Here is an 11,268-nt window from a genome sequence, read left to right as displayed (position 1 = left end):
CGAACCTGTCCATCATCCCATGCTAGCTTGATGCGTGTTGCCGAGTTGCCCGGATGGTCAGGCTCGCATCGCAGGCGGCCGCTTCCGGCCACCGACGGCTGTTCCATCGACGTCTCGACAAGCAGAACAACCCACCAAGGGAGCACCGCAATGAAGAAGAAGACCAAGTTCGCCCTCACCGGGCTGGCCGCGGGCATCGCCCTGGCTGCCATGAGCTCCACCGCCCAGGCCCAGGAGCAGTGGACCATGACCACCACCTGGCCGGACAACCTGGCGCTGATCGAGATCGACCGCCACTGGGTCGAGCTGGCTAACACCCTGACCGGGGACGAGCTCACGATCAACTTCCGCGCCGGCGGTACCCTGATGCCTGGCACCGAGGTGTTCGATGCCACCCAGACCGGCGCCATCCAGGCCGCCGGCGACTGGCCGGGTTACTGGGCAGGCCTGAGTCCGGCCTTCTCGCCGTTGGCCACCACTACCAGCCTGTTCAACGGCGTGGACTATCTGAACTGGATCCAGCAGTGGGGGGGCTTCGAGCTTTATCAGGAAGTCTACGGCGACTACAACATGGTCTACCTGCCCTACGGTATCACCAATAACGAGGCCGGCTTCATGGGCCGCACGCCCATCGAGAGCCTGGCCGACCTGAAGGGCAAGCGCATCCGCCTGTCCGGACGGGATCAGGGTCGTGTGCTCGAGAAACTCGGTGGCTCCCAGGTCACCCTGGCCGGGGGCGAGATCTACCAGGCCCTCGAACGTGGCGTGATCGATGCCGGCGAGTTCTCCACCCCGGGGGTGAACTACGATGCGGGCTTTGCCGAAGTGGTCGAATACTGGTCCATGCCCGGCTGGCACCAGTCGGCGAGTGTCTTCGGCGTGATGATCAACCAGGACGCCTGGGACGCCCTCTCCAAGGAAACCCAGGAGAAGCTCAAGATTGCCGCCGATGCCACCCTGGCCTGGTCGCTGGCCTGGTCCGAACGCGGCGCCACCGAAGGCACCATCAATTTCCAGGAAGCCGGCGTCGAGATCAATCAGCTTACCGATGAGGAGCTGGCGCGCATCCAGGAGGCCACCAACGAGGTGATCGAGCGCGGCGCCTGCGAGGATCCGATGCATGCCAAGGTCTATCATTCCATGGTCAGCTACATGGAGCACTACGCCAACTGGCGCGATATCACCGTGCCATTCAACATGAGCCGACCCATCGATAACCTGCCGTCTCTGGAAGTCCTCGAATCCTGCATGAACCAGTAAGCGCTGGCGGCCGGCCTCCTCCGGGGGCCGGCCTTGCCGCCGACCGTACCAATGACCTCCCTTCCGAACGCTTCGCCCGATTCCGAGAGCTCCCATCATGAATGCCATTGCCAGGCTCATAGACGCCCTCAACGAGGGATTCGGACGCCTGATCGCTCCGCTGCTCGCCGTGATCACGCTGATCGTGATCTACGACATCGCCATGCGCTTCTTCATCGGACGCCCCAGTGACTGGGCCTTCGATGTCACCAAGATGCTGTTCGGCGCCCACTTCATGCTGATGGCCGCCTTCGGCCTGCGCCATCACGCCCACGTCGAGGTCGACGTCCTCAAGAGGCTGCTGTCGCGCCGCAAGCAGGCCGCGCTCGAGATCCTGGGCTATCTGATCTTCTTCGTACCCTTCATCTGGATGTTGCTGACCTTCGGCTGGGCCTTCTTCGAGCGCTCCATCAGCCGCGGCGAAACCACCTACGGAATGGTCGCCATCCCCGTCTATCCGGTGAAGGCGGTGATCGTCGTGGCCGCCGCACTGATGCTGCTGCAGGCCATCGCTATCGTCATCCGCGCCGTGCAGGCAATGGGCGAGGAGGAGCGCGCATGAGTGCCGAGATGCTCACTCTGTTCATGTTCGGCGGCCTGCTGGTCGGCCTGTTCATGGGCCATCCGCTGGCCTTCGTGCTCGGCGGCGTAGCGGTGCTGGGCGCCTGGCTCGGCCCCGGGGCCAATACCCTGGGCATCCTGATCAACAACATCTACGGCAATTCCATGGACAACTATGTCCTGGTGGCCATCCCGTTGTTCATCCTGATGGCACGCTTCCTCAACGATTCCGGCGTCACCGAGAAGATGTTCGAGTCGATGCGCCTGCTGCTCGCCAACCTGCGCGGGGGGCTGGCCCTGACGGTCGTCGTGGTGTCCGTGCTGCTGGCCGCCACCACCGGGATCGTCGGCGCCTCGATCGCGGTGATGGGCATGATCGCGCTGGTACCGATGCTCAAGTACGGCTACAACAAGCAGCTCAGCACCGGTGTGATCATGGCCAGCGGCTGCCTGGGCATCCTCATCCCACCCAGCATCATGCTGATCCTGATGGCCAGCTACTCGCCAGTCTCGGTGGGTGCGCTGTTCGCCGGTGCGCTCGTCCCCGGGCTCATGCTGGGTGCCATGTATGCGCTTTACGTGCTGATCATCTGCCATCTCAAGCCCGAATATGGCCCCCTGGTTCCCGCCGCCGAGCGCGCCGAGACCAGCACCCGCGAGCTGCTGGTGATGCTGGCCAAGTACGTGCTGCCGCCGATGTCGCTGATCCTCGGTGTGCTGGGGTCGCTGTTCACCGGCATCGCCACCGCCACCGAAGCCTCGGCCATCGGCGTCGCCATTGCCTTCCTGCTGTTCCTGATCTTCGGCGACCGCAAGGCCTCGACCTGCTATCGCACCCTGATCGAGGCCAGCAAGACCACCACCATGGTGATGCTGGTACTGGTGGGCGCCACCGCCTTCACCGGGGTGTTCTCCATCGGTGGCGGCATGGAGGTCATCCATAATGTGGTGATGGCGATGCCCGGCGGCACCACCGGCGCGTTGATCCTGATGTTCTTCCTGGTGTTCATCCTGGGCATGTTCCTGGACTGGACCGGCATCGTGCTGCTGAGCTTCCCGATCATGCTGCCGATCATCGACAGCATGGGCGTCGACGTGCTGTGGTTCGTGGTGATGGTCGCCGTGGTGCTGCAGACCTCCTTCCTCACCCCGCCATTCGGCTATGCGCTCTTCTACCTCAAGGGGGTGGCACCGCCCGGTGTGGAGACCCTCGACCTCTACAAGGCGGTGATTCCCTTCTGTGCGCTGATCGTGCTGGCCTGTCTGCTGATGGCTTTCTTCCCGGTGCTGATCACCGGCCTGCCCGCCGTGCTGATCGGTTACTGAGCCGCTGCCCATGCCCATGACGCCCGCCCCGCTTGATGAGCGGCGGGCGTTTATCTTTAAGCGGCCATTCCGGCGTAATCCAGTCAGATAACGCTGACTGGCATTTTTCTTAGTGGGGTCTTTCTGTGGTCGGCGCCTGGCCGCTCGGAGATAAGAATGCTCGCGTCGTTCTGGTAAAACGAAAGACGGTGCCATATCCAGCATCGACTGAATCAAGCCGGGCACACGTCCTGGCGAGACGCAGGGCAGGATTGTCAACTCCCTCATGAGCCAGTGGGCAGCCTGATGGAAGCTGAACTTGCAGCCCCTCGATGCGATCGCTCACCGTGTCGCGGGCGGTGAGGATCAGCACCGGGGTATCGATACCCGCCCGGCGCCACCCCTCGAGGAGTAGCATGCCGTCGCCGTTGGACAGGCCCTGGTCAAGGACGACCACATCGCTCGACACCGTTTCCATGGCCGAGCGTGCCTCGCTCATGGGGGAATCCTCGTGAGGTGCGGCATCGTGTCACTCGACCATTGAACAGGCATTAAGCCTGTCATAAGGCTAGAACGATTCGCGCTCGTCCATTGGTCGCAAATTCATGACCGGAAAAAACATCCCCCCGCTGGCAGCGGCCGACGAGGGACGATGGCGAGAGTTCAGGCGGTGTCATCCCCTGGCAGGGATGGCCCGGGCCAGGAACCAGCCGGCCACCATGGCCACCAGCATGGCGACAAGCGGACCGGTGAGCCCGGCGATGGAGGCGAAGGCCGGTCCCGGGCAGTAGCCGGAGAGGCCCCAGCCGATGCCGAACAGCGCGGCACCACCGATCAGGCGGCCGTCGATGTCCTGACGGGTGGGCAGCTGGAAACGCTCGGCGAAGAGCGGGTGGGGGCGCCTGAGCACCAGCCGGTAGCCGATGAAGTTGGTGACTACGGCGGCGCCCAGCACGAACATCAGGGTCGGGTCCCAGGCGCCGGCGAGATCCAGGAAGCCCAGTACCCGGGCCGGGTCAGTCATGCCGGAGATGGCCAGGCCCAGGCCGAAGATCAGCCCCGCGATATAGCCCATTATCGTCTTGATGGTTTCGCGCTTCATGCGCCACCTCCGATCATATGCCGGACCACGAAGACGGTGACGATCGCCACCACCAGGAAGGTGAGGGTCGCCACCATCGAGCGCACCGACAGCCGGGCGAGGCCACAGACGCCGTGGCCGCTGGTGCAGCCGCTGCCCAGGCCCGTGCCCAGGCCCACCAGCAGGCCGGCGACGAGCATCAGCGCCACACCGCCCGCGGGCTCGCCGATCACCTCGCCGGTGACGTCCACCCCGTTGCCGGCGACATTGCCCAGGCTGCCACCCAGCAGCATCAGCACGACAGGGCCGCTGATCAGCCCCAGCACGAAGGCCAGGCGCCAGGTGCTGTCCCCCTGGGGCCGCGCGGTAAGCAGGGTGCCGATAATCCCGCTGATGCCGGCGATGCGGCCCAGGGTGGCCATCAACCAGGTGGCCGAGAGGCCGATCAGCACCCCGCCGATCAGCCCCTGAAGGCTTGCCGTCCAATCCACGTCATATCTCCTCGAGTATCAGGGTATTGATCATCTATCCGGGTCGCTTGCACACGCCAGCCCTACTTGCTGGCGGCCAGCCCGGCTTCGCCGCAGACCCGGTTCGAGACCGCGTCGACATTCTCGTGCAATGCCCGCCAGGCATCATAGGTGCTCAGAAACACCCGTCCGGTCAGCTCATGGCAGAACTCGGTGTGCTGCAGCCGGTCCATCACCGGGCCCTTGACCTCGGCTAGATGCAGGGCGACGTCGGCGTCCTTGAGCCGCGCATTGATCGCCTCCAGGCTCTCGAGCGCCGAGGCATCGATGACGTTGACCGCCTGGCAGGCCAGCACGATGTGCTTAAGCGCCGGCTGGTGGGCCGCCAGAGTCATGACAGTGTCCTCCAGATAGCGGGCGTTGGCGAAATAGAGGCTCTCATCGACCCGCAGGATCGCCAGCCGGTCGTCGGTTTCCACTGTGTGGCGACGCACGTTACGAAAATGCTCGCTGCCGGGGACCCGCCCCACCACCGCACTGTGCGGCTGGCTGGTGCGATACAGATGCAGCCCCAGCGACAGCGCGACGCCGGCCAGGATGCCGCTCTCCACGCCATGCAGCAGGGTCAGCGCCAGAGTCGCCAGCATGGCGACGCCGTCGGCACGGGAATACGCCCAGGTGCGCTTGATAGCCGGCAGGTCGATCAGGGTACCCACGGCGACGATGATGGTGGCGGCCAGTGTCGCCTTGGGCAGGAAGGCCAGAGGGGTGGTCAGGGTCAGCGTCGCCAGGGCGATACCCAGCGCGGTGAAGGCACCGGCGAGTGGCGTGGCGGCGCCGGCTTCGAAGTTGACCACCGAGCGGGAGAAACCGCCGGATACCGGCGAGCCGCCGCTCGTCCCCGCCCCGATATTGGCCAGCCCCATGGCGATCAGCTCCTGGTTGGGATCGATCCGCTGACGCCGCTTGGCGGCCAGGGTCTGAGCCACCGAGACCGACTCTACGAAGCCTACCAGGCTGATCAGCACCGCTGCCGGGAGCAGGCTCGACCACAGCTCGGGATCCAAACTCGGCAGGGCCAGGGACGGCAGGCCACTGGGCACCTCGCCGACCAGGGCGACGCCCTGCGCACCGAGCCCAAGCCCCCAAGCCAGCAGGGTGGTGGCGATTACCGCCGAGACCGGCGCGGCCTTGGCCACCAGGTCGGCGACGGTCGCCGACAGCCCCAGGCGCCTCAGGCCGCTCTTGAGATAGCGCCGGCACACGAGAAGGAACCCCCAGACGCCCAGGCCGATCACCAGGGTGATGACATTGATGTCATCAAGCCCCGCAATCAGCGCCGACCCCATCTCCACCAGGTTGTGACCGGACGCTTCCACGCCGAGGATATGACGCAGCTGACTGGCAGCGATCAGGATGCCCGAAGCGGTAACGAAGCCCGAGATCACCGGATGGCTCAGGAAGTTGGCCAGAAACCCCAGCCGCAGCAGCCCCATGGTCAAAAGGACCAGGCCGGAGAGTGCGGCCAGCACCAGGGCCGCACCGACGTATTCGGCGCTGCCGGGCGCCGCGATGCCTGATAGCGCCGAGGCGGTCATCAGCGAGGCTACGGCCACCGGCCCTACCGCCAGGGTGGCGCTGGTGCCGAAGAGGGCATAGAGCACCAGCGGCAGCATGCTGGCATAGAGCCCCACCTCAGGAGGCAAACCAGCCAGCAGCGCATAGGCCAGCGCCTGGGGCACCAGCATCAGGGTAACGATGACGGCGGCCAGCAGATCACTGGCCAGGATGTCGCGGCGATAGCCACGCAACCAACCGATCAGGGGAATCCAGCGTGAAAGGGTCATGAGTGTCTCATTATTTCGGGTCCATCAGGCACCATCGCGGCATACCGGGGCCGCCAGCCATTCACGCCCCTTGAGCATGCCGTTCCAGTAGAGCCAGGGTAGCTGCCTGGCCTTGAGCCACCAGGCGCGGCGCGTGGGCTGGGTGCCATCGTTGAGCCAGCTTGGGAAGGTCGGTTGCAGCACCCCGCCGTAACCAAACTCGGCCAGCACAACACGCCCTTTCTCCACGGCCAGCGGACAGGAGCCATAGCCCAGGTAGGCCGCCTTCAGCGGCTGATCTTCCAGCGAGGACAGCAGATTCTCGGCAACCACCGGCGCCTGCTTGCGCACTGCCGCCGCGGTCTTGGCATTACTCGTGCCGCTGGCATCGCCCAGACCGAAGATGGCCGGGTGGCGAACGTGCTGCAGCGTCTCGGCGTCGATATCCAGCCAGCCGGCGTCGTTACCCAGCCGGGACCCAGCAATGAAGGCCGGCGCTTTCTGCGGTGCGCCAGCACACTTGATGGGCATCGGCGGCTGGGTGAATAGCGCCTTGCCCTGCTTGAGGGACTGCACCAGCTTCCAGGTGTAAGGGGCCAGATCGACGCGATAATTGGAGGTCACGCCATTCTCGCCCAGTGTAGCCTCCAGCCCGTCGATAGCGCCCCAGTCGACGACCAGCCCCGGAGCCACCACCAGGCGCTGATAGCCCAGACAGGAGCCGTCGGCCAGCGTGACCGTGGCACGCTCCGGATCGATCATCTCGGCCAGCGACGCGTACCAGGTCGCCTTGTCAGGCATGACATCGCGCATCGGCCGGCGAGTGATATCGGCGGAGAAGACACCGCCGCCCACCAGCGTCCAGCCGGGCTGATAACTGTGCTGTTCGGCCGGCTCGATGATGGCGATATCTAGATCTCCGCGACGCCTTAGCAGGCTGGCAGTGACCGCGATGCCCGCGGCACCGCCGCCGATCACCACCACGTCGTGGTGGCGCGTTGTCGTTTCAGGGGGCGAATGTTGCATGGCGTGCTCCAGAGGAGAGGTTGTCATTGTGATGGTAAACGCCGGTCAGACCTGGAGCATCTCGCGGATAGGCTGGGGGTCATGGCCTGCGTCATGAGCTGCCGCCAGCAGCGCAGGAATGTCGCAACCGGCCTCCCGGGAGCGGGCGTGGGCCCAGAGATGCACGGCCCGCTTGCCGGTCTTGCAGAAGGCGAGGATCGGCGCCGGCAGGGTCTCCAGTGCCTGACTGAAGGCCTCGATGTCGGCCTGCGAGTATTCGCCCGGGGTGACCGGGATACAGCACCATTCGAGGCCCAGTTCGGCGGCTCGAGCCCTCAGGGCGCGGTCGTCGGGATGGTCCTCGGCTTCGCCGGGACGGCGGTTGCAGATCACCGAGCGAAAGCCGCGATGGGCGACCTCGTCGAGATCGGCGGGGGTCACGGCATCGGTGATGGCGAAGCCGGATTCGAGTTCATGAATCTGCATCAGGGGAGAACTCCTCTTTGGATCGACGTTGGCTCAAAACTTGTTGATGGGCACCTTGAGGTAGACCTGGCCGTTGTCCTCGGCGGGAGGCATGTGGCCGGCACGCATGTTGACCTGCACCGAGGGCAGGATCAGTCGCGGCATATCCAGGGTCGCGTCGCGCTCGGTGCGCATCTTGACGAACGCTTCCTCGCTGACGCCCTCATGCACATGGATGTTGTGGGCACGCTGCTCGGCTACGCTGGTCTCGTGCTGGTATTCCTCGCGCTCGGGGGCCTTGTAATCATGGCACAGGAAGAGGCGCGTCTCGCTCGGCAGCGCCAGCACCTTCTGGATGGAGCGGTAGAGGGTGCGTGCGTCACCGCCCGGGAAATCACAGCGGGCGGTGCCGTAGTCAGGCATAAACAGAGTATCGCCGACGAAGGCGGCATCGCCGATCACGTAGGTCAGGCAGGCCGGAGTGTGACCCGGGGTATGCAGCACCCGCCCTTCCAGGTTGCCGATGGTGAAGCTGTCGCCTTCCTCGAAGAGACGGTCGAACTGGCTGCCGTCGCGGGCGAACTCGGTGCCGGCATTGAAGGCCTTGCCGAAGACGTCCTGCACCACAGTGATATTGGCGCCGATGCCGGTCTTGCCACCCAGCGTCTCGTGCAGATAGGGCGCGGCGGAGAGATGATCGGCATGGACGTGGGTTTCGAGGATCCACTCCACCTCGAGGGCGTTATCTTGCACGAAGGCGATGATCGCGTCGGCGGAGCGCACGTCGGTGCGCCCGGCGGCGTAATCGAAATCGAGCACCGAGTCGAGAATCGCACATGCCTTACTGGCGGGATCCTGCACCACATAGCTGAAGGTGTTGGTGGGCTCGTCGAAGAAATGGGTCACGATGGGATGAGACATGGCAAACGTCCTCCGTCAGTGTGCTGACTTGCAGCGATGTCCTCAGCGTAAAGCAAATGTAATTCTAAAGATAGATTGATTTAGAATATCAAGCCCGCCTGACACGCCGCGAGTTGATAACGGCGCGCACAGGCCGCCTTTGGTACCGTCCATTTCAGGCATTGGCATTGATAGCCCGCCTGGCTTACTCCCAGGCGTCGCCTTCGAGGGCGTCAAGGGGAATCTTCAGGTAGCGCTTGCCGTTGGCCTCGGGCGCCGGCAGCCGACCGCCGCGAGTGTTGATCTGCAGCGAGTGCAGGATCAACTTGGGCATCGGCAGCTCGCTGTCACGCTGGTTACGCATGGCCGCATAGTCATCCTCGGTGACGCCACCGGCCAGGTGCTTGTTGGTCTCGCGCTGCTCGCCCACTGTGCTCTCCCACTGGGGCTCACGGCCATCCGGCATATAGTCGTGGCCGGTAAACAGGCGCGTCTCGTCGGGCAGTGCCAGGATGTCCTGGATGGACTGCCAGAGCTGATGGGCATCGCCGCCGGGGAAGTCGGCCCGCGCGGTACCGAAATCCGGCTGGAAGATGGTGTCGTGAATAAAGGCCGCGTCGCCGATCACGTAGGTGATGGAGGCCAGGGTATGGCCCGGCGAGAACATCACGCGCGTGTCCAGTTCGCCAATGCGGAAGGTATCCCCTTCGGCGAACAGCCGATCCCACTGGGAGCCGTCGGCAGGAAAGTCTGGCCAGTGGTAGATCTCCTTCCACAGTTTCTGGACATCCACCACCTTGTCGCCGATGGCGGTGGGAGCCCCGGTCTTCTCGCGCAGATACTGTGCCGCCGAGAAATGGTCGGCGTGGGGATGCGTATCCAGCACCCATTCCACCTCGAGCCCCTGCTTCTGCACATAGGCGAGCAGTTCGTCGGCATGGTGAGTAGCGGTCGCGCCGGATTTCTCGTCGAAGTCATGGACCGGGTCAATGATCGCGCACTTCCTGGTCGCCGGATCACTGACCACGTACTGCACGGAGAAGGTGCGCGGATCGAAGAAGCCGGCCACGTCGGGCTTGCTGGCACCGCTGCTGTGAGAGAGCTCAAAGGTCTTCATGTTGGCCTCCTGACGTTGGAAAACGTGGTGTATGGCCTGGGGGCCCCGGCGAATGCCGGGGCCTGGAGTGTTGGACTTACAGGTCCTTCTTGCAGAAGTACCAGTCGACGTAGTCGTAGCCCTGGTCCTTGCGCGTCTCGGCTTCGGCATCGGTGGCGGGCGGCGGCACGATGACCTTCTCGCCCGGCTGCCAGTTCTCGGGCGTGGCCACGCCATGAGCATCGCTGGTCTGCAGGGCCTTGACCAGGCGCAGGATCTCGTCGACGGAGCGGCCATTGGACATCGGGTAGTAGACCATGGCGCGCAGGATGCCTTCGGGATCGATCACGAAGGTGGCACGCACAGCAGCGGTGTCACTAGCACCTGGCTGAATCATGCCGTAGGCGTTGGCCACCTGCATGCTCAGATCGGCGATGATCGGGAAGGGAATCTCGATGCCGAAATTCTCCTTGATGCTGCGCGTCCAGGCGATATGGGCGTGCACGCTGTCGATGGAGAGCCCCAGCAGCTCGGTATCGAGTGCCTTGAACTGGTCGGCACGGGTGGCGAAGGCCGAGAACTCGGTGGTGCACACCGGCGTGAAGTCGGCCGGGTGAGCGAAAAGCACCAGCCACCTGCCCTTGTAGTCGGCAAGTGACTTCTCGCCATGGGTGGTCTTGGCGGTAAAGTCCGGCGCCGGACGGTTCAGCTGGGGCATGGCGGGCTGTTGAGCTTGAGTTTCCATGATCGTTCTCCTTTGGGGATTAGGGTGAGAATATCTCACTGCCTCTACAGTTATAAATTTATACCTATTTCACATATATAACCAATTGAGTCACTCGATGGTGCCGATAGCGCCGGCGGAATCGCTTCGCCTCACAAAAAAGGTCTTCGCAATTCGGCGTGAAAACGGTGGGAATTTCGCGTAGAGACAACCGAGCCCTTGACGGATCAATCCATACCAGGCCGGATAAGCCGAAGGCGCATCCGGCGTGACGATGGCGCCCTCTCCACGCCCGGTGCGCTGGCGCTTACCGGGCCTACGGAGGTTGGGTGGCCAGCCGATGTCGGGCGGTCAACTATCACGCCAGTCTGTGAAGAACCAAAAAAAGAGCGCCCGACTCACCGGGTGAGTCGGGCGCTTCGGGGTAGCCGAAGATTCGACGTAACTATTCAGGTAGCTGCGGATAGCCTGTCGCCAACCACCTGATTCTTCTGGCATAGTGTGCCTGATCCTTCGGTACATCAATGCGATGACAT

General features: G+C 64.0%; 12 protein-coding genes. 3 read left to right on the top strand and 9 right to left on the bottom strand.

The window, feature by feature from the left end; translation table 11 throughout:
- Positions 1-150: 150 nt before the first annotated feature.
- The 3 genes from dctP (at position 151) to DFO68_RS07965 (ending at position 3,186) form a co-directional block, all read left to right on the top strand.
- Positions 151-1,260 (top strand): TRAP transporter substrate-binding protein DctP, encoded by a 1,110-nt coding sequence (gene dctP, locus DFO68_RS07975; protein WP_133483139.1) that lies wholly within the window; start codon positions 151-153, stop codon positions 1,258-1,260.
- Positions 1,261-1,357: 97 nt separating this feature from the next.
- Positions 1,358-1,861 carry a TRAP transporter small permease subunit gene (locus tag DFO68_RS07970; protein WP_133483138.1) on the top strand — a complete coding sequence of 168 codons (504 nt, stop codon included), beginning with the start codon at positions 1,358-1,360 and terminating at the stop codon, positions 1,859-1,861.
- Complete coding sequence (locus tag DFO68_RS07965) at positions 1,858-3,186, top strand: TRAP transporter large permease (protein ID WP_133483137.1); 1,329 nt, start codon at positions 1,858-1,860, stop codon at positions 3,184-3,186. Before DFO68_RS07970 ends, DFO68_RS07965 begins: the two co-directional genes overlap by 4 nt.
- Positions 3,187-3,295: 109 nt before the next feature.
- On the opposite strand, the gene DFO68_RS07960 is transcribed toward DFO68_RS07965, so the two are convergent.
- From DFO68_RS07960 to DFO68_RS07920, 9 genes are all read right to left on the bottom strand, one after another.
- Complete coding sequence (locus DFO68_RS07960; protein WP_133483136.1) at positions 3,296-3,664, bottom strand: response regulator; 369 nt, start codon at positions 3,662-3,664, stop codon at positions 3,296-3,298.
- Positions 3,665-3,838: 174 nt separating this feature from the next.
- Positions 3,839-4,267, bottom strand: coding sequence for a DUF6691 family protein (locus tag DFO68_RS07955; protein WP_133483135.1), 429 nt, complete (start codon positions 4,265-4,267; stop codon positions 3,839-3,841).
- Complete coding sequence (locus DFO68_RS07950) at positions 4,264-4,737, bottom strand: YeeE/YedE family protein (RefSeq protein ID WP_133483134.1); 474 nt, start codon at positions 4,735-4,737, stop codon at positions 4,264-4,266. The genes DFO68_RS07955 and DFO68_RS07950 overlap by 4 nt, the downstream gene beginning before the upstream one ends.
- Before the next feature lie 62 nt (positions 4,738-4,799).
- Positions 4,800-6,563, bottom strand: a complete 1,764-nt coding sequence (locus DFO68_RS07945; RefSeq protein WP_133483133.1) for a SulP family inorganic anion transporter — start codon at positions 6,561-6,563, stop codon at positions 4,800-4,802.
- Between the two features lie 24 nt (positions 6,564-6,587).
- Complete coding sequence (locus DFO68_RS07940; RefSeq protein ID WP_133483132.1) at positions 6,588-7,568, bottom strand: NAD(P)/FAD-dependent oxidoreductase; 981 nt, start codon at positions 7,566-7,568, stop codon at positions 6,588-6,590.
- A 45-nt stretch (positions 7,569-7,613) separates the two neighbouring features.
- A complete protein-coding gene (locus DFO68_RS07935; protein WP_133483131.1) occupies positions 7,614-8,033 on the bottom strand; it encodes a TIGR01244 family sulfur transferase in 420 nt (139 codons plus the stop codon).
- A gap of 33 nt (positions 8,034-8,066) precedes the next feature.
- Positions 8,067-8,933: an MBL fold metallo-hydrolase gene (locus DFO68_RS07930; protein WP_133483130.1), complete on the bottom strand. Its 867-nt coding sequence runs from the start codon at positions 8,931-8,933 to the stop codon at positions 8,067-8,069.
- 184 nt (positions 8,934-9,117) lie between these two features.
- Positions 9,118-10,029 carry an MBL fold metallo-hydrolase gene (locus DFO68_RS07925; protein ID WP_133483129.1) on the bottom strand — a complete coding sequence of 304 codons (912 nt, stop codon included), beginning with the start codon at positions 10,027-10,029 and terminating at the stop codon, positions 9,118-9,120.
- A gap of 76 nt (positions 10,030-10,105) precedes the next feature.
- Positions 10,106-10,753, bottom strand: a complete 648-nt coding sequence (locus DFO68_RS07920) for a peroxiredoxin (RefSeq protein WP_133483128.1) — start codon at positions 10,751-10,753, stop codon at positions 10,106-10,108.
- Positions 10,754-11,268: the final 515 nt, after the last annotated feature.

The organism is Halomonas ventosae (assembly GCF_004361885.1).
In the GTDB taxonomy this organism is placed as follows: domain Bacteria; phylum Pseudomonadota; class Gammaproteobacteria; order Pseudomonadales; family Halomonadaceae; genus Halomonas; species Halomonas ventosae_C.
Note: the sequence above shows the minus strand (reverse complement) of the source record. Positions and strands in the feature narration are given on the sequence as shown.

Bases quoted from the DNA above. Each gene is read 5' to 3' on its own strand.
- DFO68_RS07945 (WP_133483133.1), bottom strand. From the start codon at position 6,563: ATGACCCTTTCACGCTGGATTCCCCTGATCGGTTGGTTGCGTGGCTAT.
- DFO68_RS07940 (WP_133483132.1), bottom strand. From the start codon at position 7,568: ATGCAACATTCGCCCCCTGAAACGACAACGCGCCACCACGACGTGGTG.
- DFO68_RS07965 (WP_133483137.1), top strand. From the start codon at position 1,858: ATGAGTGCCGAGATGCTCACTCTGTTCATGTTCGGCGGCCTGCTGGTC.
- DFO68_RS07925 (WP_133483129.1), bottom strand. From the start codon at position 10,029: ATGAAGACCTTTGAGCTCTCTCACAGCAGCGGTGCCAGCAAGCCCGAC.
- DFO68_RS07935 (WP_133483131.1), bottom strand. From the start codon at position 8,033: ATGCAGATTCATGAACTCGAATCCGGCTTCGCCATCACCGATGCCGTG.
- DFO68_RS07955 (WP_133483135.1), bottom strand. From the start codon at position 4,267: ATGAAGCGCGAAACCATCAAGACGATAATGGGCTATATCGCGGGGCTG.
- dctP (WP_133483139.1), top strand. From the start codon at position 151: ATGAAGAAGAAGACCAAGTTCGCCCTCACCGGGCTGGCCGCGGGCATC.
- DFO68_RS07920 (WP_133483128.1), bottom strand. From the start codon at position 10,753: ATGGAAACTCAAGCTCAACAGCCCGCCATGCCCCAGCTGAACCGTCCG.
- DFO68_RS07960 (WP_133483136.1), bottom strand. From the start codon at position 3,664: ATGAGCGAGGCACGCTCGGCCATGGAAACGGTGTCGAGCGATGTGGTC.
- DFO68_RS07930 (WP_133483130.1), bottom strand. From the start codon at position 8,933: ATGTCTCATCCCATCGTGACCCATTTCTTCGACGAGCCCACCAACACC.
- DFO68_RS07970 (WP_133483138.1), top strand. From the start codon at position 1,358: ATGAATGCCATTGCCAGGCTCATAGACGCCCTCAACGAGGGATTCGGA.